The organism is Leclercia sp. 1548, assembly GCF_050435045.1.
Classification (GTDB): Bacteria; Pseudomonadota; Gammaproteobacteria; order Enterobacterales; family Enterobacteriaceae; genus Enterobacter; species Enterobacter adecarboxylatus.
In genome coordinates this window covers 1-22,329 of the sequence record NZ_JBNDJP010000007.1, presented here as the reverse complement: position 1 = coordinate 22,329, position 22,329 = coordinate 1, and the positions used below count along the sequence as shown (strand labels likewise).

Annotated in this window: 23 protein-coding genes; 4 read left to right on the top strand and 19 right to left on the bottom strand. The window is 54.6% G+C overall.

Going from position 1 to position 22,329, the window contains the following annotated elements:
- Positions 1 to 150 precede the first annotated feature (150 nt).
- Positions 151 to 363, top strand: a complete 213-nt coding sequence (locus ABIE02_RS17820) for a KTSC domain-containing protein (RefSeq protein WP_032611075.1) — start codon at positions 151 to 153, stop codon at positions 361 to 363.
- A gap of 45 nt (positions 364 to 408) precedes the next feature.
- On the opposite strand, the gene ABIE02_RS17815 is transcribed toward ABIE02_RS17820, so the two are convergent.
- The 3 genes from ABIE02_RS17815 to ABIE02_RS17805 form a co-directional block, all read right to left on the bottom strand.
- Entirely contained in the window at positions 409 to 822 is a 414-nt protein-coding gene (locus ABIE02_RS17815) for a GFA family protein (RefSeq protein WP_059307761.1), read from the bottom strand.
- Between the two features lie 92 nt (positions 823 to 914).
- Complete coding sequence (locus ABIE02_RS17810) at positions 915 to 1,421, bottom strand: hypothetical protein (RefSeq protein WP_032611078.1); 507 nt, start codon at positions 1,419 to 1,421, stop codon at positions 915 to 917.
- A gap of 228 nt (positions 1,422 to 1,649) precedes the next feature.
- Positions 1,650 to 1,727: a hypothetical protein gene (locus ABIE02_RS17805; protein ID WP_223263916.1), complete on the bottom strand. Its 78-nt coding sequence runs from the start codon at positions 1,725 to 1,727 to the stop codon at positions 1,650 to 1,652.
- Between the two features lie 257 nt (positions 1,728 to 1,984).
- Here ABIE02_RS17805 and ttcA point away from each other — a divergent pair, with 257 nt between their 5' ends.
- A complete protein-coding gene (gene ttcA / locus ABIE02_RS17800) occupies positions 1,985 to 2,920 on the top strand; it encodes a tRNA 2-thiocytidine(32) synthetase TtcA (protein WP_151584882.1) in 936 nt (311 codons plus the stop codon).
- A 47-nt stretch (positions 2,921 to 2,967) separates the two neighbouring features.
- Here ttcA and dbpA read toward each other — a convergent pair whose 3' ends face one another.
- From dbpA to ABIE02_RS17775, 5 genes are all read right to left on the bottom strand, one after another.
- Positions 2,968 to 4,341, bottom strand: coding sequence for an ATP-dependent RNA helicase DbpA (gene dbpA / locus ABIE02_RS17795; protein WP_032611082.1), 1,374 nt, complete (start codon positions 4,339 to 4,341; stop codon positions 2,968 to 2,970).
- 28 nt (positions 4,342 to 4,369) lie between these two features.
- Entirely contained in the window at positions 4,370 to 4,543 is a 174-nt protein-coding gene (locus ABIE02_RS17790) for a hypothetical protein (protein WP_275891611.1), read from the bottom strand.
- A 281-nt stretch (positions 4,544 to 4,824) separates the two neighbouring features.
- Positions 4,825 to 5,808, bottom strand: coding sequence for a zinc transporter ZntB (gene zntB / locus ABIE02_RS17785; RefSeq protein ID WP_032611083.1), 984 nt, complete (start codon positions 5,806 to 5,808; stop codon positions 4,825 to 4,827).
- Between the two features lie 169 nt (positions 5,809 to 5,977).
- Positions 5,978 to 6,946, bottom strand: coding sequence for a methyl-accepting chemotaxis protein (locus ABIE02_RS17780; RefSeq protein WP_336994543.1), 969 nt, complete (start codon positions 6,944 to 6,946; stop codon positions 5,978 to 5,980).
- Between the two features lie 508 nt (positions 6,947 to 7,454).
- Entirely contained in the window at positions 7,455 to 7,673 is a 219-nt protein-coding gene (locus ABIE02_RS17775) for a hypothetical protein (protein WP_336994542.1), read from the bottom strand.
- Between the two features lie 28 nt (positions 7,674 to 7,701).
- Between ABIE02_RS17775 and ABIE02_RS17770 the strand changes: the two genes are divergently transcribed.
- The gene (locus ABIE02_RS17770; RefSeq protein WP_144882819.1) at positions 7,702 to 8,934 is read left to right on the top strand and encodes a sensor domain-containing diguanylate cyclase; all 1,233 of its coding nucleotides are present in this window, start codon (positions 7,702 to 7,704) and stop codon (positions 8,932 to 8,934) included.
- A gap of 44 nt (positions 8,935 to 8,978) precedes the next feature.
- Complete coding sequence (locus tag ABIE02_RS17765) at positions 8,979 to 9,545, top strand: DJ-1/PfpI family protein (RefSeq protein WP_223610193.1); 567 nt, start codon at positions 8,979 to 8,981, stop codon at positions 9,543 to 9,545.
- 34 nt (positions 9,546 to 9,579) lie between these two features.
- Here ABIE02_RS17765 and ABIE02_RS17760 read toward each other — a convergent pair whose 3' ends face one another.
- The 11 genes from ABIE02_RS17760 to ABIE02_RS17710 all read right to left on the bottom strand — a co-directional run.
- The gene (locus ABIE02_RS17760) at positions 9,580 to 10,059 is read right to left on the bottom strand and encodes a hypothetical protein (protein WP_223610196.1); all 480 of its coding nucleotides are present in this window, start codon (positions 10,057 to 10,059) and stop codon (positions 9,580 to 9,582) included.
- 136 nt (positions 10,060 to 10,195) lie between these two features.
- Positions 10,196 to 11,506, bottom strand: coding sequence for a VasL domain-containing protein (locus tag ABIE02_RS17755; RefSeq protein ID WP_336994541.1), 1,311 nt, complete (start codon positions 11,504 to 11,506; stop codon positions 10,196 to 10,198).
- Positions 11,507 to 11,529: 23 nt separating this feature from the next.
- Positions 11,530 to 11,973: a type VI secretion system baseplate subunit TssE gene (gene tssE / locus ABIE02_RS17750; protein ID WP_032611091.1), complete on the bottom strand. Its 444-nt coding sequence runs from the start codon at positions 11,971 to 11,973 to the stop codon at positions 11,530 to 11,532.
- A gap of 1 nt (position 11,974) precedes the next feature.
- Positions 11,975 to 12,511, bottom strand: a complete 537-nt coding sequence (gene tssJ / locus ABIE02_RS17745) for a type VI secretion system lipoprotein TssJ (RefSeq protein WP_186279184.1) — start codon at positions 12,509 to 12,511, stop codon at positions 11,975 to 11,977.
- On the bottom strand, positions 12,492 to 13,589 hold the full coding sequence (gene tssG, locus ABIE02_RS17740) for a type VI secretion system baseplate subunit TssG (RefSeq protein WP_336994540.1): 1,098 nt from the start codon (positions 13,587 to 13,589) through the stop codon (positions 12,492 to 12,494). The genes tssJ and tssG overlap by 20 nt, the downstream gene beginning before the upstream one ends.
- Positions 13,544 to 15,307 carry a type VI secretion system baseplate subunit TssF gene (gene tssF, locus ABIE02_RS17735; protein ID WP_077226591.1) on the bottom strand — a complete coding sequence of 588 codons (1,764 nt, stop codon included), beginning with the start codon at positions 15,305 to 15,307 and terminating at the stop codon, positions 13,544 to 13,546. Before tssF ends, tssG begins: the two co-directional genes overlap by 46 nt.
- Positions 15,308 to 15,336: 29 nt before the next feature.
- Positions 15,337 to 16,923: a type VI secretion system protein TssA gene (gene tssA, locus ABIE02_RS17730; RefSeq protein WP_429211389.1), complete on the bottom strand. Its 1,587-nt coding sequence runs from the start codon at positions 16,921 to 16,923 to the stop codon at positions 15,337 to 15,339.
- A complete protein-coding gene (locus tag ABIE02_RS17725; RefSeq protein WP_419720653.1) occupies positions 16,923 to 20,300 on the bottom strand; it encodes an ImcF-related family protein in 3,378 nt (1,125 codons plus the stop codon). The genes tssA and ABIE02_RS17725 overlap by 1 nt, the downstream gene beginning before the upstream one ends.
- A 56-nt stretch (positions 20,301 to 20,356) precedes the next feature.
- Positions 20,357 to 21,526, bottom strand: coding sequence for a hypothetical protein (locus ABIE02_RS17720; protein ID WP_336994537.1), 1,170 nt, complete (start codon positions 21,524 to 21,526; stop codon positions 20,357 to 20,359).
- Between the two features lie 3 nt (positions 21,527 to 21,529).
- Entirely contained in the window at positions 21,530 to 21,787 is a 258-nt protein-coding gene (locus ABIE02_RS17715; RefSeq protein WP_071886443.1) for a PAAR domain-containing protein, read from the bottom strand.
- Between the two features lie 114 nt (positions 21,788 to 21,901).
- Positions 21,902 to 22,329 (bottom strand): formylglycine-generating enzyme family protein (locus tag ABIE02_RS17710; protein ID WP_429211386.1); only part of this gene is annotated, 428 nt, incomplete at its 5' end.

Here is a 22,329-nt window from a genome sequence, read left to right as displayed (position 1 = left end):
CTAACATTTTATATTCTTATCTCTCTTTTTGTATCCGTTCAGATATTCGCTTCTTACTCTCGCCTCTTTTGCACACTTTTAGTTGCGCCGCCCTGACCATCTGAGACAAGATAAATCTCATGTCTGCCCGGCTGTAGAGGAATCGCTATTGTGAATCATCATGCTGTTAAATCTTCGCGTATCGCCTCGATTGCCTATGATAAATGCAACGAAACACTGGAAGTCCGTTTTCGGGATCATAGCACCTGGCAATATCAGTCTGTGCCAGTGCGGATTTTTAACGATTTTCTGAACGTGGTGTCCAAGGGGCGTTTCTATGACGGGGTGGTGAAAGGCAAATTTAAAGCGAAAAAAATTACCTGAACGCACATCCTCTGTGCCCATTCCCTGTCCTGATAAATGGCTGCGCTAGCGTTCAGTCTCGCGATAACTCAGCACGCCGGCCACGCCCCCACCACCATCATTGGGATGATGACGTCCCTCCATCACCAGCACCTCCGGGAAATCAAACGGCGAAACGCCCTCGATGCATGCGACGTTGACGCCATACTGCTCAGGATTTGAACGCCGCTGGTGGAAGGTGTAAATCCCGCAGACCGAACAAAAATAGTGTACGGCTGCCTGAGTGTTGAAACGGTATTCGGTCAACAGTGATTCGCCCTGAATAATGTTGATCCCGGATAAAGGCGCGGAGACCGCGATCGCCCCGCGCATCCGGCAGAACGAGCAGTTGCAGCGCCGGATGGTGTTGAACCCGTCCGAGAGTTCAACGGTAAACCTGACCGCGCCGCAGTGACACTGCGCAGAAACCTTGTTCCCCATAACAGACTCCTCTCCGATAAGCATGACTTACACGGGCGGCAAAACGCCGCGTACCGGCTAAGTGTAAGCCAGCCTCTCTTGTAGCGCTGTTATCAACGGCGGCTAAATTCCTCCGCGCTCTTTTTCAGCCAGGCTTCCTGAAAGAGTTGCTCTGAATAGGTGAGTTTCATAACAGGGGCTAAATACGGGGCATCAAGCTCAATTAAGTCATTTTCATTCTGGTATTTGGCGTATTTGTCCCCGGCGAAAGAGATCTGTTTTTTCACCGCGACATATTTATGCTCCAGCATACTCTCGACCTCATCAAAGCGGGTTTTATCCAGCTCAAGCATAATGGCGGTGATCCTGCCCGCCGTATTGAAGATAACCGCGTTATTTTTTGCGCCCTCTAATCCCAGCTCGTTATTCGGAATAGAAAAAATATCGCCGTCACTCCACTTACTGCGCCCCTCGTGCTGGGCGGTAGGATAGGCTTTGATAAACTGCTGTAGCGTGGTTTTACCTAATGTCAGCCCCATCGCCGTGGTATTTGCCTTTGCGGATGAAAACACTGCTATCAAAACAAAAAGACTTACCAGTAATTGCCACTGTTTACCCATCGTTAGCACCTCATCGTATCAGTCGTGTTTTTGCTGACCATCGTCTTCAGTACCTGTCTCGTCTCTAGCGTACAGAATTGTTCTTCAACAACCTATGCGCCTTTTTAGTGAGTGAACCAGGTCGATACAGCACTACTTACTGAGTCGCCGTTATGGTGAAACGGCCGGGGTGCAGGCAATAAAAAGCCACCAGCGAAGGCCGGTGGCGTGGGCATGACTCGCGGTCAGCTATTTTTTGACGGGTTGGGGCTTTTTATCGCCCGACTCCGGGGCCTCGCGTGGGTCATCTTTTTCAACATACAGCATGACTACCTCCCGTTTTCGTGGATGGACTACAACTATAGCGTGTGTTGCGAAAACACAGCCAGGCGGCAAAGGGTAAAAAACCCATGGAATGGAAGACGATGCGTACTTGCCGGTGCGTTTGCTGTAAAACGTGCTGACATTCACTGCCGTAATCCGTACCATACACGCCATACTTTTTCATGTTGACCTGCTGCCCCCCATCGTAACGGTGGGCCGCCTGGGCGGCTTTAGCCATAAACGAATTGAGCCACTATTAAATGTCGCAAAATCAAGAAATTACTAAGAAAGACCAGTACAACCTCAACAAACTGCAAAAGCGTCTGCGCCGCAACGTCGGTGAAGCCATTGCGGATTTCAACATGATTGAAGAAGGCGACCGCATCATGGTCTGCCTGTCTGGCGGCAAAGACAGCTACACCCTGCTTGAAATACTGCGCAATCTTCAGCAAAGCGCACCGGTCAGTTTTTCGTTAGTGGCCGTCAACCTGGATCAGAAGCAGCCGGGCTTCCCGGCGCATATCCTGCCGGAATACCTCGAGAAGCTGGGCGTTGAGTACAAAATTGTCGAAGAGAACACCTACGGCATTGTTAAAGAGAAGATCCCGGAAGGTAAAACCACCTGCTCGCTCTGCTCTCGTCTGCGTCGGGGCATTCTCTATCGCACGGCCACCGAGCTGGGCGCGACCAAGATTGCGCTCGGTCACCACCGCGATGACATCTTACAGACGCTGTTCCTGAATATGTTCTACGGCGGCAAAATGAAAGGCATGCCACCGAAGCTGATGAGCGACGACGGGAAGCACATTGTGATCCGTCCCCTCGCCTACTGCCGCGAAAAGGATATCGAGCGTTTCTCCGAGGCGAAAGCCTTCCCGATCATTCCGTGCAACCTGTGCGGCTCCCAGCCGAACCTGCAGCGTCAGGTGATTGGCGATATGTTGCGTGACTGGGATAAACGCTATCCGGGCCGCATCGAGACCATGTTCAGCGCGATGCAGAACGTGGTGCCTTCGCACCTGAGCGATATCAACCTGTTTGATTTCAAAGGTATTAAGCACGGTTCAGAAGTGGTGAACGGCGGTGATCTGGCATTTGATCGCGAAGAGATCCCGATGCAGCCAGCGGGCTGGCAGCCCGAAGAAGATGACACTCAGCTGGATGAGATGCGTCTGAACGTGATTGAAGTGAAGTAATTGTTAAGCGTCTCAGCGCCAGCGCTGAGACGCTCTCCCCCGCCCGCTTATTTCAGCAGACGAACCTTGCAGTTTTTGCCTTTGATCTTGCCGTTTTGCAGCTGCTTCCAGGCTTTATGCGCCACCGACTGACGCACCGCCACATACACATGCGCCGGATGCACCGCGATTTTACCAATATCAGCACCGTCCAGCCCGATATCACCCGTCAGCGCACCTAATACATCACCGGGACGCATTTTGGCTTTTTTCCCGCCGTCGATACAGAGCGTGGCCATCTCGGCAGCCAGCGGCACGATGCTGACATTTGCCGGAGCATCCACCCAGTTCAGTTTGATTTGCAGCATTTCCGCCAGGATGTTAGCGCGCTGCGCCTCTTCCGGTGCGCAGAAGCTGATGGCCAGACCGCTGTTACCGGCACGGGCAGTACGGCCGATACGGTGAACGTGAACTTCAGGATCCCATGCCAGCTCGTAGTTCACCACCAGCTCCAGGGATTTGATGTCCAGGCCGCGAGCGGCGACGTCGGTCGCAACCAGCACGCGAGCACTGCCGTTAGCGAAACGCACCAGGGTTTGATCGCGATCGCGCTGTTCGAGGTCGCCATGCAGCGACAGCGCGCTCTGACCGGCTTCGGTCAGGGCATCGCACACGGCCTGACAATCTTTCTTGGTGTTACAGAACACCACGCAGGAAGCGGGCTGGTGCACGCTAAGCAGCTTTTGCAGTAGCGGAATTTTGCCCCGTTGGGTGGTATCGAAGAACTGCTGTTCGATCGCGGGCAGTGCGTCAACAGTATCAATTTCGATGGCGATCGGGTTTTGCTGCACACGGCCGCTGATGGCGGCAATCGCCTCTGGCCAGGTAGCAGAGAAGAGCATGGTTTGACGCGATGGCGGGGCAAAACGGGTCACCTCGTCGATGGCCTCGCTAAAGCCCATGTCCAGCATCCGGTCAGCTTCGTCCAGCACCAGGGTTTGCAGCGCGTCGAGAGAGACCGTCCCCTTTTGCAGGTGATCGAGCAAACGACCCGGCGTGGCAACGATGATATGCGGCGCATGCTGCAAGGAATCACGCTGGGCGCCGAACGGCTGGCCGCCGCACAGAGTTAAAATTTTGGTGTTTGGCAGAAAACGTGCCAGACGACGTAACTCAGCCGCGACCTGGTCCGCCAGCTCGCGCGTCGGGCAAAGCACCAGCGACTGCGTCTTATAAAGGCTGGCATCAATATGCTGTAACAGCCCAAGACCAAAAGTCGCCGTTTTGCCACTGCCGGTTTTCGCCTGCACACGAACATCACGTCCTTCCAGGATCGCTGGCAAGGCGGCAGCTTGTACGGGGGTCATCGTCAGGTAACCCAACTCGTTGAGATTATCGAGTTGGGCGGCAGGCAGTACGTTCAGCGTTGAAAAAGCAGTCACAGTTATTCTCGCGGTAAAAGTCACACAGTCAGCAGGCGCGTATCCTCGCAGATCTCTGCCTCTGATGCGACATTTTAATCGGGACTTCATCCGGCGGCGGGTCCGGCATCGGCTGTGGGCGTGGGATCGGCTCGGGTACGGGCACCGGATCGGTAGGTATCGGGTCCGATTGCCGTGTTTGCAGCAGCAGTGTTAAGAGCATGGTCATATTACCCTCCAGAAGAACGGGTTGTCTCTTTTAGGGTAGTCGCTGCTGGGTTGCAGGCAAAAAAAAGCCGACTTATTTAAGTCGGCGTCGTACGAATCAATTTTGCTATGCAGTAATTCAAAAAAGGAAGTAAGACAATATGGAGCGCAACGCCCATCGCTTGACGTTGCATTCACCTGCGGAAGGAATATTGCACCTTATGGGTAATCAGTTTATTGACTTCGCTCAATTAAAATAGCGTTTCAGGTCTATGGAAACCTCAAAATAGTGTAAATTTACAACCATTTACTACGATGTAACCACCACGCAACACCGCCAATTAAAATCACTAACATGATACAGAACAGCGAAAAACCAAAGCGGAACTCCCCGCCGGGGATGCCACCCAGGTTGACGCCAAACAGCCCGGTTAAAAAGGTGCTGGGCAGAAACACCATCGCCATCAGCGACATGGTGTAGGTTCTGCGGGAGAGCGACTCCTGCATGACCTGGGCGATTTCATCGGTCATGATCGCCGTACGGGCAATACAGGCGTCAATTTCATCCAGGCCACGTCCGAGTCGGTCGGCAATATCCTGCATTCTGCGCCGCTGATCGTCATTCATCCAGGGGAAACGTTCACTCGCCAGCCGGGCATAGACATCGCGCTGCGGGGCCATGTAGCGGCGCATCACGATCAGTTGCTTACGCAGCAGCGCCAGAAATCCGCGAGGTGGAATAACCTGATCGATCAGGTTATCTTCGAGATCGATAATCTTATCGTGCAGCTCTTCGATAAACTCGCTGGCATGGTCGGTGAGTGCGTCGCAGACATCCACCAGCCAGCTACCGCAATCTTCCGGGCCTGTGCCCTCTTTTAAATCCCCGACAACATCGTCCAGCGCCAGCACTTTTCGTTGACGGGTCGAGACAATCAGCCGTTCATCCATGTAGAGGCGCATCGCCACCAGCTGATCCGGCCGCTCATCGGTGCTGCCATTGATACAACGCAGGGTAATGAGCGTCCCCTCGCCCATGCGGGTCACGCGCGGGCGCAGGCTTTCCCCGGCCAGCGCGTCGCGCACGTTGTTAGGCAATAACGGGGTTGAGGCCAGCCAGTGAGCGCTCTCCGGCTGGGTATAATTCAGGTGCAGCCAGCAAGGATGTTGCTGATCGATAGTATCGTTGTTCGTGAGGGGTCTCGCCCCGCCCTTGCCATCAAGTAACCACGCAAAAACTGCGTCAGGAACGTTAACTTCCGATCCTTTTATGCCTTCCACAGCGCCTCCGCCAGTAGCTGTTCTTTGCTGTCAGTCTAGTCACCCTGGCAGGTTAAGCAACCATTTACCGGGCCATCGCGCTGAATTTATTCATAAAAGAGACTATTCCTGAACCCTGGCTGGCACACAAAAAAGCCTGGCGAACCAGGCTTTTATCTCGGATGCGCTGTCAGGTACGCGCCGGGCTGAGTTGCCCGTCGTACAACGGCGCAGAGGATGCCGGTTCCAGATGGAAGTTTCGCGTGCGGGCCTGCAATTCATCCACCTGATTTTTCAGTACCGCTGAAGAGCCAGACAGCTCTTCCACCATCCCCACGTTACTCTGGGTCACGTTTTCCAGATCGGTCAACGCCTGGGTGATTTGCGCGATGCCTTTTTCCTGTTCATACGTCGAGGTAGAAATCTCATCCATCAGCTTACTGACCTGCCCGGAACCGCTGACGATCTCGTGCATGTTCTTTTCAGCTTCGGCCACTACCATTGCGCCCTGACTGACGTTGCTACTGGTCACGGCGATAAGGGATTTAATGCTTTTTGCCGCCTCGGCGCTGCGATGCGCCAGGCTGCGCACTTCCCCGGCCACGACAGAGAAGCCTTTACCATGGTCACCTGCCCGGGCCGCCTCGACCGCCGCATTGAGTGCCAGAATATTGGTCTGGAACGCGATACCGTCGATCATGGTGATGATCTCGGTCATCTGCTGAGCGCATTCGGTAATGGAAAGCATATTGTTAGCAACCTGCCCCATCAGCTCGCCGCCTTTTTTTGCCTGTTGAGTTGCCACGTTTGCCTTCTCATTGGCGAGGCGAGTGTTGTCAGCGGTATTTTTCGTGGTGGCGGCCATCTGCTCCATACTGGCAGAGGTCTGGATCAGCGATGCTGACTGCAGCTCAGTTTTCGCCGCCAGCGCCGAACTGCGGGCGGCCAATTGTTCAGAAAGACGCATTGCGGTGGCGGAGGAGGAGCGGATCTCACGCACCAGGGTGGCGATGTTGTGCGACAACGTGTTGATACCCGGAATCAGTCGGCCAGCACAGTTATCACCAAATTCGGGGATGGTGACGCCCAGATTGCCGGCCACCACCTCTTCAATACTTCTTTTCACCGTATTGATGGGCACCACAAGATACAGGGTCATGTAAACCCGCAGAAACACAAACGCGACGACAAACAAAAGATTAAGTGAAATTAACAGAGATGTTTGCGGCGCTAAAAAAAAGACCAGTCCATCAATTAAAAGAAGCACAACCGCCAGATAAGAAAGAATAAACGTTCTTACGCTAATGTTTCTGAGCATAATATATACCACGACGGAATTTTCAGACGATATGGAATATATAACACTCTGCTTTTTATTTTTCACCCTCATTTCATCAAGACTATTCATTAACCTTAAAGGGCTAACAATTTAACTTAAAGTGACATTAAACACCTATGAATGGCCAAGTATTCGCATTAAATTCCAATAAAAGCAATGTTAAGCTCTCTATGTAATGAATTATTGTTGTTCTGGAAAATGTGATACTTAAGCCGCACGCTCACTCTGAAGCAGTATTGATTAGCCGGGCTTAAACCTTTTAATCGTACATTAGTTTTTATGGCTTTAATGAAAAAAGCGTTAATGTTTTCTCAACGTTAATCCGATACTAGAAATATTTTTGCATAACACGGCGCTTTTTCTCAGTAACCAGATGAGAAAATTTATTTATTACCGCTGTCACAGAAGCGATTAATAAAACTATTCCAGTTGGTAAAATTAATACGAATTTCATACGAATATCACAAAAAAATCCTGCCTGACGGTATGAAGTAGAGTATGTTTCAAAGAAGCCCACGCGTGCCGCTCCGCCGTGGGTCTCAGACATTTAACTTTCTGATAAATGAGACTGAGCTATGTCGTCTACAGGGTTTGCTGCACTGGATATGCTTAAAACGCCCATATGGGTCGTATCACCGGTTACGGAGGATCTCCTGTTCGCCAATACGGCAGCAAAAAAGATTATGCAGGACGCGACGCTGGACAGTCTGCGCAAAGGCGTCTGCTCGGCACATGCGCAGGCGACGCTTGCGATGTATGTGCCCGATTTAAAAACCCAACAAGAGATCATCGAAATCTGGAGCGTGCTGGTTAATCACCAGCAGACCAGCCTCAGCTGTCGGCTCTCGCTGGCTGTTTTTGATACCTACGGCGAGGTGATTATTTTTGAGGGTATTGCCCGCCAGCCGGTACAGGGGCTTAAAGCCACCAGTTCGGGCACCTATCAGCGCAAAAAACAGGGGTTCTATGCCCGGTTTTTCCAGACCAACAGTGCACCAATGCTGTTAATCGATCCTGCCCGGGACGGCCTGCTGGTCGATGCCAATCTCGCGGCGCTCAATTTTTATGGCTATACCCATGAGGAGATGTGCAGCAAGCACACCTGGGAGATCAATACGCTTGGGCGCAACGTGTTGCCGGTGATGACCGAGATCGCGCGTCTGCCGGGGGGGCATAAGCCGCTTAACTTTATCCATCGCCTCGCGGACGGCACCACCCGACACGTACAGACCTATGCCGGCCCCATTGAAATCTACGGTGATAAACTGATGCTCTGCATCATTCATGATATTACCGAGCAAAAACGGCTTGAGCAGGAGCTTGAACACGCCGCGCTACGTGATTCGTTAACCGGCCTGCTCAATCGCCGCCAGTTTTATCACCTCACCGATCACACCTCACCGAACCACCTTCCGGCCCAGCAGGAGTTCAGCCTTCTGCTGGTGGATACGGACCACTTCAAGCGCATCAATGACATGTTTGGGCACCAAAAAGGCGACGAGGTGTTGATTGCTCTTTCGCGCACGCTGGAAACCTGTTGTCGTAAAGACGATTACGTTTTCCGCTGGGGCGGTGAGGAGTTTGTGCTGCTGCTGCCGCGCACGTCACTGGACGCCGCGATGCAGATCGCTGAAACCCTGCGCGTGGCGATTGCCCGCATTGCTATCCCGGGCCTGCCCCGCTTCACCGTTAGCATTGGGGTAGCCCGGCATAACCCGGATGAGAGTATTGACGATCTCTTTAAGCGCGTGGACGATGCCCTGTATCGCGCCAAGAATGATGGTCGTAATAAAGTGCTGGCGGCGTGATGCCGCCATCTGTCATTCCATTTATTCCTTGAGGAGTGGTTAAGATGAGCAAGAAAATTTTGATGCTGGTCGGAGATTACGCGGAGGATTACGAAACCATGGTGCCGTTTCAGGCACTGCAGATGATTGGTCATCAGGTTGACGCCGTCTGTCCTGACAAAGCCAAAGGCGACTTTATCATGACGGCGATCCATGATTTTGACGGCGCCCAGACTTACAGTGAAAAACCCGGCCACCGCTTTGTTCTTAATGCCGATTTTGCTGCGGCGCAAGAAGAGGATTATGACGCCCTGCTCATCCCCGGTGGACGAGCGCCTGAATATCTGCGCCTGAACGAAAAAGTCCTCGAACTGGTGCGGGCTTTTGACCAGGCACGCAAACCTATTGCCGCCGTCTGCCACGGCGCGCAACTCCTGGCCGCTGCGGATGTGCTGAAAGGACGAACCTGTAGCGCCTACCCCGCCTGTGCGCCGGAAGTGCGACTTAGCGGCGGGTATTTCGCTGACATTGGCATCGATGAAGCGTACGTCGATGACAATCTGGTCACCGCCCCCGCCTGGCCCGCGCATCCGCAGTGGCTGGCGAAATTTGCCGAGCTGTTGCAGAGGTAAATCGATAGTGAAACCCTGGACAGGCTCGTCGGTTTCAGGCCAGCCTGTCTACAGCCCTGAAAAAACGCTCCTCCGTCATGATTGCGTTATCCTTTGGGCTTTGATGCTCGCCTCGGATAAACCAGCCCGTTTCAGGTGCCATGCTCAAATAAAATACCTGATGGATACCGGGCGCATCGACATGCATTATTACAAAGCCCAATTCCGCGCCCTTACAGAGCTGTTCAGGGATAATGCGCACAAAGCGATCGCCGTTCTGTAAGTGTATGGTAGTGATATCATAACGGCATATGCCGCTGCTGAGGCTATAGCCTACCGTACTCAAATCATGGAGATATTTTGTCGATAACGTGACGCCAATGGCAGTGCCTGCAAACCACTGGCTAATCTGCTCCGCAAAGTCATCCATTCTTGAGGTGAACTCCCGAATTTCTGCTTCAGCCGATTTTTGGCCGAACGTTACAATACTATTATTGCGCTGCACTTTTTTAAAAAAACGATCTTTGGCTGACACTCTGACTCCATGAGTTACCGTATTAATTTTTTCACCTGGCTTTAGCGCACCATGCGTTTAGCCACCCTTTTCTTCTTTTTCTTTTCGCTCTCGCCTTTTCCCTGACTACTTACTCTGGCGCGGCAATGCATCATATTCAATCAAGTGCTTTTTGCTTCAGAAGCGCATAGCGAGCGATAAGCTGTTGCAGATGCAGCTCCGCCAGATTCTGCTGTGCTACTGGCCAGGGCTGCTCATCATTTACTGCGGACAGCTGGCGGAGTTGTTCTTCCACCGGAATAGCGCGATTAAATGACTGCATGATGGTAAATACCTGCGATTTCAGTTCACTGACCGTCATATACTTGCCGCGCTTTTCATCCAGCGCATTGAGCTGGTTCGCTAGCTGTTGCAGCCGCGCCATCCCTTGATACCAGCCGCTCAGATTTTCTGAAGGCAGTGCCTGTGCCGCAATCTGCTGCTGCCACTGTAGCGCCAGCGGTTTTGCCTGTTCCGGCCACAGAGTTAACGCCTGTTGCACCAGTTGCCCGCCATAGCTGACGACCCAGTCGGGTTTTAGTTGAGCCAGCCGCGCTAAATGCTGTGCCGTCTGGCTGAGACCTGTTTCCGCTGAGAGAGGGTTATTCTGCATTGCCTGCAACTGCGCCGGGGAAAGCGCAACGGATAACGGTGCCAGCGAGGCGGTAAATTGCGCCTGAACCGGATCCGGCTGGTGCATTGCCTGCCATCCCCAGACCGCTGCACCTGCCACCACCAGCATGGTCAGCATCCCGGCGGCAAAAGACATCCAGTGTTTTGTGGGCTGCGATGGTGCTGACACAGCGTCACTATCGCGTTGCGTGACATACACCCATTTTGTTCTTTCCGGCGGGTCGATGGCAGTATCCGGGATAACAATCGCCTCCGTTTCCGCCGCCTCATACGCGCTATTCTCCAGCCGCACCGCCGCGTTGTGGACTTGCGTTAGCAGCGCGTCCAGTTGACTGACATGCTTCAACTCCAGGCGCTCTAATACCTTTTCCAGTGTTTTCAGGTGCGCTTCCACCTGGTAGAGCTGGCTCTGATCACTGCGTATCAGGGGCAGCGTGCGCATCACCTGTTGAAGGCGTTTACTCAGGCTGCTCAGTATTTCCATCCGCGCATTTACTGGCCGCGGCCAGAGGTTTTCCCACTGCCGGGAGACCAATGCTGCCAGTATCGCCAGCCCTTCGTTCAATCCGTACATTCCGGCACGTTGTGTGCGGACAAGCGTATACCAGGCGGCGGTCTGCAGCTCCACACCGTTCTGTTCAAACAGCGACAGGCAGAGTTTTTCGGCATACGGCCAGTCCACATCCGGGCGAGCCGGATGGGTCAGTTTGCTCATTTCTTCGCGCAGGGCGACGTAATCCGCAACCGCGCGCGGATCTCCACCGGTTTTGAGGTGGCGTTCAGGGGAGGTTGTCATGGTAGTTTCTGTCAGAAAAATCGCTAAATTGCGGCGCGGACATCCAGGTACTGCTGCTGTTTCATATGACGGATTAGGATTTTGCCCTCCGGCATAAACTCGGTGCCGTAACGCACCAGCCCGACGCCTTTCAGCTCGGCATCAATGGCGTAGCGCAATTCGCCAGGCCGGGTCTGCTCGAGCATCACGACCGTGATTTTGCGCAGGCGTGGCTCGTATTTCAGCAACACCGCCGACAGGGTGGATATCAGCTGGTGCGCAGTTCCGGGCATCCCCTGAAGAATTTTCGTCATATCCGGCAGACCGTAGTCCGGCAAATGCGCCAGCGTCCCGGCGCGGCAGTTGATAATACGCTGCATATTGTCCAGCACGGAGAGGATTGCCTGATTTTCTTCATTGACCTGATGCAGATCGAGGCCGCCTGCAAAATTGCCGAACAGGGTTTCGTATAACGACGGGCGCGGCATTTCAGTCATCCTTCAGCGGTTGCAGGGTCAAACTGTTATTGCTGGCTTCAATAATACGTGGTGTGTCCGGATCCAGTTCATCGCGGGTGATGACCAGACGCCAGGTATTGTTTTCCTGATCGGGTGCCATAAACATACCGGCCACCGCCACAAACTGCGCCGCCTCCTCCATTGGCATATCCAGCGAGAAAGATTCTCCCGGGCGCAGGCGGATATCTTTTTCTGCCACTAAATCTGCTTTAATGGCCTGGCTGTCCATGGCAAATAGCGACGGATAATCGGTGCTGTCGAAGGCCTTGCGGTCTTTCAGCTGGTAAATACGTACTACTGTCGCCAGCGACGCCCCTTTTGCGTTGTTATTCACACCTTCCCGTGCGCGGATATCCATATGCAGGGTTTTTACCTGTTTGTAAAAAATGGATTTGGTCGCCGCAACCGTGCCATCGGATATCTTCTGCGTCAGCCCACAGCCGGTTAATGTTGCCGCCAGGCACAATGCCAGCAGCGTGGCGGAGGTGTTACCCGCGGTAATCGCCATCTTCATCGCTCTCCCTTCGGTGAATGTTTTCCCGGACGCACTGATATCGCCCCAGGTTAATGGTTATCATGTCATCCCTGTTCTGCTGCGGAACCAATGGTCGCAACACTGCGGTACGCCCCACCCGGGGAGCATCTACGCTGCATGCCAGTCGTGCATCCGGCAGTAAATGCCGTGCCACGCACAGCTGCAGTCGCACATCCAGGTGTGAGCCCAGATAGACGTGCAGCAGCGCCATCAGGTCCTGATGCAGTTCGCCCCCTGGTAGCCAACCGCGTACTTCATCGGGATTGTTGGTTGTCAGCCGCAACAGAATCTGACCGTTTACATCCGTCCCATAATTGCCCATTACAGGACGATGTTTCAGGCTGACGGGCTGCCGGGCACTCATGGCAACCTGCTGCTTCAGCGGAACCCGGCAGCGGTCATGGTGATACACCGCTGCACCGGTATCGGGTGCAAGCAACGTAACCAGCGAGACCGTTCCTTCCGCTGTCCTCCCCGGCAGCAGTAGCGCAGGTAGCAGCGCCAGAAAGCGTGACAGCGGCGTACCTGCCGTTGCCGCACATCCCCGAATCCCCAACCCAGCCAGCCCCAGCAGATACTGTGAGGTGTTATCCGCGCCTCCCGCCTCATAAGTCGCCGGATACGAATATTTGCGCCAGATACGGTAATACTGGGTAATCAATCGGTGGTTGAAGATGTCCAGAAAATCGCGTGCAGCTTCATACCCTTCCCGCCGTTGGGCGATATCATCGATATAGTGCGTCGGCAGCGGCGACTCCACGCCGTACAGCCCCATAAAATTGACGCGCACTGTCGGCGGGAGATGCGAATGTTCCGGCTCAGGGTCTTCCATTCCCCGAATTTCACTGGACGGGAAACCCATCCCCGGGTGAGGCCGAAACCGGATCGGCTCCTGACGCACCTGCCAGCCACTGCCCGGCACCGGCGCATCCGGATCGATCTGCTCAAGCAGTTGGCAGAAGCGATAAAAATTCATATACGGCAGTTGCTGCCGTATCTGCGACATCATCCGGGCAGGCGCGGACTGTGATTCTCTTTCCACCGGATACACTTCCCTTCTGGCTGAACAATCAGCGTGAGCTGGTTAAACTGATTCATGTCGGCATACAGCGCGAAAAAGCGGTTGAGCATTTCGCCAAACAGATGCACATCCCCTTCGCCGGTAAAACCGTTGCTGTCGAGCGTGACCTCTACGTCCAGGCCGCGCAGCAGGAAGCCATCTTCAAAGCGCTGGATCCGGTGGTGCCTGACGTCCAGAATGGCATCCAGACGACGGTTGTTGAGTTCATCACCGAGCCAGTTGTAAAGCGACAGCGTGCCACGCAGCACCTCCGCGCTACTCATCATGTTCAGAAAACGGGTCCCCAGATGGCTCATCACCCGCCAGTGGAAGCGGTCTTCTGTCGGCGGATAGGCGGGCAACGTCGGTTTGCACAGATTACGCACCGTAAACGGCGTTTCGCTTATCTGTTCGCAGCGGTCCAGCAGCGTACTCTGCAGTGCACGGCGCGGCAGCTGACCATTGGTCCCGGTGATGCGCAGCGATACAGTCTCCCGAGTCAGCAGCCGGTCAGCCTCCCACTGCTGGCCACCGAGAACAAGCCAGGTGTCGTGCATACCGGTAACGCCCCGCTTCACGCGGGTATGGTAATAGCGCTCCGGTGCGTGGCGGCGCATCATCCCGCCCCGGTGACGGAAGCTGGTAAAGGGCACGTAACGCGCATCACCAGTTCGCCCGGAGCCGGTTACGCTGTCGACGGAATAAATTTCCGTGTGTCCGTCCTGAAGCCGTTTTGGTCGCAGTAAATATTCGCTTTCCAGTCCGCTGATGGTCAGCGGGTCAGCTTCCAGGGTGAAAAGGTTAATCACCGGTACGCAGTGCAGGCGCAGGGCGCTGTCCGTGACCGGCAAATCACTCTGCCACATCTGGCTGAACACCACTTCGATGTCAAAATGGGTGATACCCGTCGGAAGCGTCATGTTTTCCAGCCCGTTGAGGTGCACGAACATAAACTTCTCGCGGAAGGAAAAATACTCCAGCAGCAACTGCCAGCCGCTGAACGCGCTATCGCCTTTAGGCCACAACCGATCTTGTTCTCCGAATCCACTCGGCGAAAAATAACCGTCCAGCTTTATACGGTCGTCCTGTCCCGGCAGCCGGATGTACAGCGCCACCAGGCGCTTCGTCAGCCACAGATGCAGGGCGCTGCCTGTTACGGCATCTTCTCCCAGATAAATCGGCAGCCGCGTCAGGTCTGTCTGCTGCCAGTCTGCCTGACCGCTACAGGAAAAGCGGACGCGCAGGACTGAGCGTCCGTCCGGTTCCGCGGTCATGGTGACAGCCGATACCGCAACCGGGTTCAGCGTCACGTCCCGGGTGGTGCGGTAGCGGCAGACGGTGTTCTTCGGCCCCACAGGACGGGAACTGATTTCCAGCCCGGCGGGGATAACTTCGGCCATTTTCATGGCTGGCAGGTCCGGCGTCAGCGCCACCACCGACAGCGATGGGATGGTGCGTAAATAATGCGGCCACAGCATGCTAACCAGCCCTTCCGTCAGCTCCGGCAGATCGTCATCAATCTTTTCGCGCAGGCGGCCAACGGAAAACGCGAAGCCTTCAAACAGGCGCTCCACATACGGGTCGGGCGTGCCCGCCTTGTCGAGGTCGAGCATCGCCGCCCGGTCGGGGTGAGTTTGTGCAAATTCTTTTGCCGCTTCACGCAGGTAGCGCATTTCGGCGTCGAAATAGCGCAGGGTTAAATCGTCCATTGAGTTTCCTGGGTATTGCAGAATAAGGGTCAGCTACAGAGCACGGCGGCCCTGCCGGGATCGATGGCAATCAGCCCGGCCAGCAGGTGATCCATTTCTGGTTGAAGGCGAGCTTTGTCGGTTTCACTGCGTGCAGCTTTTGTGCGCAGCAATTTTAGCCGCCTGGCCTTTACCTCAAACAGCAGTTCAGGCTCCCAGTGGGTGAGCGTCAGGGTTGTCGAATGAATGTCCAGTTCAGCCAGCAGATGCAGTGCCAGCTCGTTTTTGCCAGTCTGTTCGGCAATGCGCGCCATCAGCAGGCGCAGTAGCCAGCGTTCGCGTGAGGTGGTCATACCAGGGCGGTTTTGCAGCCAGGCCAGCGCTGCCTCCGTCCCTTCGCTGTCGGCAAGCGTTAGCGCTTCCGGCTCAAGTTGCAGGATGTCTTCCCCTGCCGGAGCTATGGCCACGTGATTCTCCTGCCAGCCCGACGGATCATCCGTTACCTGCTGTCTTATCCAGTTCAGGGTCACCTGATCGGCGAACGGCGTGCCGTCGTTAAACGCCAGCGTCTCCAGCCCCGGCAGGCGGGAGAGCAGTGCCTTCAGGTCAGACTGGATTAGCGCGGCTTCCGCTTCCTGCCCAGATTTCTCCAGCGCCTGATGCAGGTACCACTGCACATCCAGCCACAGATGGTTCGCCCCGCGCGATAGCAGGCTGTCCGCCTCCTCCATTAGCTCGCGCCAGCTCTGCTGCAGGTACAGCCGTTTCAGCTGTGCACGCTGGTCCGGCTTTGGCGGCTCAATGCGGGTTTTACCGTCAGATGAGAGGGGCGGTAACTGGTGCAGGGTGTCGTGACGCAGGTTCTTTATAAGCCGATGGGCAGAGAGCCAGCCATCCGGCTGGCTTCGCAGGTATTCCGCCAGAATGCGCGCCTGCGACAGTAGCTCCTGGCCTGATGCAATTCCCGTCAGTGACGGTACGCTGCCGGATGACGGTGTGACGTGGTGACTCCCGCTGACGTTTTGCGGTACTACCGCGTCCATGCCGCCGGATTTCTGCAGGCGGCTTTCCAGCGCGCCATATAGCGCGCCGTACTGCGGGCGTTCTACCTCATCAGTTTGTGCGGAACACTGCTCCAGCAACCACAGCGCACCGGCGGTGCGTTCAGCTTCGCGCTTTATTACCTCAGGATAAAGAGAAAGGCTGTCCAGCATCCGGCTGCTCCCCAGCCATTCCAGCGCCGCCTTTCGGCTGCGCCCACGCCGCGGGTGAAGCTGTGCGCCATATCGCTTCATCAGGGCGGCAAGCAGCTCCAGTCCGTCAGCCAGTCCCGCCTCGCCGTCACGGTGCAGCCGCGCCCAGGCGTAATACGTGGCCACGCGGATATCCTTTGTGGCCGTGATAAGCAGCTTTTCAGCAAGCTGGCAAATAAGCTCCGTGTCCATGCCGGAGAGCTTACCCACCTCTTCGCGCATCAGCTGAAAATCGTCGTCATAGCCGGGGTCATCGCCGGTGGAGTTGTCGTCAGAGACGGGCAGCAGCCAGTTGTTCCACAGAGCAAGCCGGGACTGCACCTGCGCCGCCATCGTATCTTTCTCCAGCTGGCAGGCCGCCATCAGGGTTGTAATGGATGCCATTACCAGTCCTCCTTTGCGATATCATTGTCATCAGAAAATACCGTCACATCTTCCATCGGGTTTGTAACAGTAAAAATGGCCTCTGGCAGCGTAAAATTACGCAGCTTTAGCAGCGCCAGCGGGCCTTCTCCGGCCTCCGTGCGCAACGTATAGTTCAACGCTCTGCCGTCCGGCGCTTTCCAGTTCAGGCTCCAGCTGCTGCCCGCCCCGGCATACGCGCTGACCGTGGCCTTGTCCAGCAGCCGAATCCAACCCCACGCCCCTGACATATCCGCGTACTGCCGGGTGCCAGCCTGCGTACTTATCCAGCTCAGGGCCGCCCCCGGTGCTTCGGTGTCCGCCGGCCAGCTGAAGCGCTTCCAGGCAGGCATCTGGTTCATGTAGACCAGCTTCTGGCTGTCTATAACAAGGTCCGTCTGCATCACGCCATCCGCCGTGCCCGGGCGCAGCTCAAAGTGCAGCCCTGCCTCACCATTGGTAAACACCACGTCCGAGATATGACTCAGGGTGTTTATCGCCTTAAGAAATGCCGGGTCAAAGGTCAGACCCTGCGCATTGATGCTATCCGCCGTCCAGCGGCTCCCTTCCTTATGGAGCACACCGTTGAGCCGGGTCTGTAAAAAGCGGGCGATGCGCCCGGAATCGCCGTTCAGGTATTTCGCCAGTAGCGGCAACGAGACTTCGCTGCTGACATCCTTAAATGGATAGCGTCCGCCAAAGGCAGTATTCCAGTCGTCCACCACCGCGCTGCGCCACTGGGCGTTAAGGCTTTCAGCTGCGGGCGCGAGCACTTGCTGCCAGGCCTGCTCCATCGGGCGGACAAACACCGTCTGCCCGAATCCACTCCACTCCTGCCCCAAGCCTGCCGCCACCAGGCTGCCATAATCCCGGGTTTCGGTTAAGTCCACCGCTTTACCCTGGAAAACCGTCTGCGCCAGCGCCTGAGTCATCGCCTGCGGGTCGGTGGCATTTGTGACCTGCTGAAGGCGCAGGCGCACCTGGGTGATACGGGTCAGGAAAGTCTGGAAGCTTAGGTCAGTATTCCCGGCCCCTTTCGTCTGACTGCCCATCAGCGCCAGTACCGGACCAAAGGTTGCATCCAGCGGGCCATGTGCGCCAACCTGCTGGTCTATAGCGGCCTGCTCATCACGGTTAAACAGGTTCTTCGCCGATTTCACCAGCGAGTCGGAAAGGGCCTCGCCAGTCTGTCCGGTGCGCCCCTGCACGCTTACCGTGTTCATCAGTGCCACTAACGGTGACTGGCGCACATCGGCCATCAGGGTAAGCTGGTCAATGGCGTCCGACAGCGTGGCCGCGGGCTGGAGCCGCAGGCTGTTGAGGAAGTCGAGCCAGACACCGCCGAAATCAGCAAAGTAGCGCTCTGTCAGGCGGGCCTTTAGCGCCTCCGGAGAGGTCTGCTGCGCAGCTGGCTGCCTGCTGTCGCTCAGCACCCAGTCCATCTCATCACGGCGCTCCGCAACCACTTTTTCAATGGCGGGCTGAACGGCCTGCTCCCAGGCCTGACGAGTGAACATTCCCGGCACCACTTCATTGGTGGTGAACAGGCGCGACACATCCGTATCGCCGGTCATATCCGACAGATGCAAGTCGGCATACTGGTTCGCTACTTGTGCCAGCATTTTCTGATACAGCGTGGATTCGCTGTTGCGCATCCCCATCTGGCGGACCAGCAGCGTGCGCACCTGGCTTACCAGCCCGTCATCAGAATGCAGGCGCCACGCCGGATGGGCTGGCAGATTAGCCCCGTAAAACCGCAGCAGCGAGGCACCGGTACCCTGCCAGACACCGTCCTTCACTCCTGGACGCTGGGGCCAGTTCTGCATCAGCGCCCCGGAGAACCAGGCCGCATCCATCCGCTCTGGGCGCGCAAGCATCAGGTACAGCTTCAACTGTTCCCAGGCCGTTCGGGTCATTTTCTCCCGCAGCGGACTGTCCGGTGGCAGCTGTACATAGGCATTCAGCTGCTGCTGAAGATGAACCGCAGCCGCATCGCGTAGCAGCGGTATCGCATTTTCGGCATAGCGCGGAAAGAGTGCCGCCATCAGGGCATCATTCTGGCTGAGGCCGCCGCGCGTATACCAGGGTGCGCCGCGATCAGCACGATACTGAAGGCGGGAAAGGGTTTTCTGCAACTCTGAGAGTGCATGCAGACGTGTCGCCAGGGGTTGCTTCTCCGCGGAAACCAGCTGGACCTGCTCCTGTGCCGTCGCCACCAGGCTACGGTTGACGGTAAAGGAGACCGCCATGGTTATAGCCCATCCGGCCATCACAAGAATCACAGCCCCTGCGAGTACCTTCCGGGCGATGATGCCGGGCTTACGCGGGCGCAGACCCGACGGGAGCGACTGCACCGAATCAGTAATAATGTCCCAGCGGTTATCCTTACCCCAGTGGTGTTTCACGCTGCGTGCGGCTCCCACTGACGGCGGGCTGAACACCACGCCCGCCAGCGGAAGCGGACGGTACGGGTTAAGCAGGATCGATAGCGGCTCTGTCACCGTTTCCGGCACGCGTGAGAGCTGGTCGGCCAGGCCCAACAGGAAGTTGTGCTGCACTTTCGTGCATATCTGCTGAATGCCCTGCGTGACAAGTCCTGGCGTCAGGGTGGCAAGCTGGTTGTTCAGCCCTTCGGCACGACAGCCGGGCTGTAATAGGCAGCCGACGGGCTGGGTGACCCGATCGACCTGCTGCCCGGCGCGGGAGTGCAGCGACCAGACGTACAACGGCAGTTGCCAGCCTAGGGCGGTATAGCGCGTACTGAGCGATGCGGCAAGCATGTCCATCGCATCTGGCGTGAGTACCGGCGCGGCATTGTCAGTCGGGTAGTCCAGCTGTGATGTGACCCACACGATCCCGTCGACCGGGCAGCGGCGCAGTTTACGCAGTGCGGCCAGCCAGTCGGTGTCTGCCGGGGTGTTCAGGTCACCGCCCCATAGCAGCAGCGTGCCCTGGTCTTCCTGCCAGAGTTCCTGCGTGAGTTTTGGGGCGAGCTGTTCGGCATCGGTGACGCTGCCGGTTACGAGCAGGATGCGGAGCCTGCGGGACCGGGTGCGGCCATAAGTATGATGAAGATACAAATGAATACTCTTGAGTACCTCACAATGCTTTTTTCTGTCAATAAATAATATTTCCTCCCGATGATGAGTTTTATCTGATAATTTCCGAAGCTGCTGGATAAAGCTCTGCGAGATGAGCCACTGCCATAATCGGACAAATAGATCGTCACAGAGCAAAATAAATAAGCAAACCCCAGCTACAGCCAGAGATACAATCAGTTTTTTCTCTGTAGTAAGAAGATGAACGACAGGATTTTCAGTCCATATAAGAAATCCACCGATGATCGCAATCAGAAGGATAATTAACCATGTACTGAGCCGCTTTTTCTTTTCCACATCACAATCCTTGCATGATATTAAGCCGGACGGATAATCGCCATTTGCGTGCTTTTAGCGCTAGTTATCAGCCATTGAGCCAGCCCCGATGCGACAGCGTGTTCACAGGCGCAAATTAATGTGATATTCCCCACTGCTGCCCCCGGTCTGCCAAAAGTATCCTCCAGTACCATTTCTCCTTTTTTTTCAGACAGGAGTGCCGATTTATCCATTGCAATGAGAGCCTCAGCAAGTACGCTACTTTTTACCTGAGCCCGCCAGAAGAACCAGGGTACCGCTGGAGTTATTTTTCCCCAAAGGGCTACTTCTGCCACGTCCTCTTCCGGAGTGGAGATCCTAACCGGACGATGTATCCACGTTTGCGGCATTACACGACAGCGCGTCAGCCATGCCGAAGAGGCCAGCAACAAAGCTGATACAGATTCTGCCTGCTGATCGCGTGCTTGAAGAAATAAATTACTTTCAACAGAAAGGACAAACGCATCATCCTGTCTGTCCAGCCATTCATCGATCCACATCAACCCATTGTTGTCAGTACTGACATTGATATCAGTGACGGGACATGAAGCGGGAAAAACCTTCTGCCAGACGGCGAGAATTTGTTCACTGTCCAACACGCCATCATGATGAATACGAACAAATAATTTTCCGGTAAACTGAATCAACTCACTATGCAATTGCCCGATAACAGTTGTTAATATTGATTCCAGTCGAGTCAGGTAATCTTCTTTAGGTAATAGAGGAAGAGATGCAGTTGTTATCGTAGACTGAATTTCTGGCAAATAGTGCGTCTGAAGCCCACGTCCTCCTCGTAAAAGCGCTTCAGCAAGTTTATTGTTGGCAACTGGCGTGACGTAACTCATTCCCAGCATACCCACAGCCTTCTGACCCAGTGAAATTTGCGCTTCATACTGTTTTTGATATAGACGGTTCCAACAGAGCACGCTATCGCGTTTATTCTCATAGCGGCGTAACCGTATGATGTATCCTGTAACCCCAATGGATAAAGGCAACATCAACGTACAAAACCAGAACCATTCAGAACGTGTAGGAAGATATTTAGGCCACAGAGTCGGAACTACAACCACGCCAGCAATTACACACAGAACAATCGCAAAGAGCCAACGTAATTTATTTGGAGCAACAGGCAAGGGTTTTTCTTCTGGAATTTTTTTTATATTAACAGGCACGAATTAACATTTTCCTGCGTTGTATAATGACGAAATCAACGTGCAACCACAACTGCAACGATGGCCATGCAGAGCTATTGGCTTACCATTAATCTTTGAAATTTCATCACCTTCGATAATGTATGTTTTACCATGCACAGGACAAAATACCTTATCCATAAGACAAGAGACTTCTAACCCCATAAACTTCACACCAGCACTCCCTTCAAGCACAGTGCCACCATGAGTTGTTTTATCATTAATGCGAATAACACCCAGCATATAAACCTCCTTATTAATTACATATGGGTCTTACAAACAAAAGAATAATGAATGATGTTTTTATGAAAACGTGCCAGAACGTAATAAAAATAACTTAAAGCAAATGAGGGGTGGCTATTTTAAAGGACTCGAACTATTAACAGCACAACGTACCGTCTTGTTGCCGGGAAGATATCCCTTATTGGCAGGATCAGAATCAAAACGGAAAATAGTTGCGCCACGTCTTGGCCCGGAAAAATCCTGAGAGCGTATCACTCTTGTATAATTACCCTCAGTATCTTTAAACATGGGTTTTTCCGGCCCCTGCGGATCTTTTACCGGTGAGTATTTATAATAATCAGGATCGTACCAGTCCTTTATCCACTCCCAGCCATTACCTGCCATGTCGTAAATACCTAAAGGATTTGGCGGATAAAGATTACCGGGCAATGGTGAAAATACACCCAGTGACGTACCCATTTTTTTTGCATACTCTTTGCTATCGCTCTCCCAGGCCACATTACTTTTATCACCTTGTTCAATACGTATAGTGCCATCGTTAG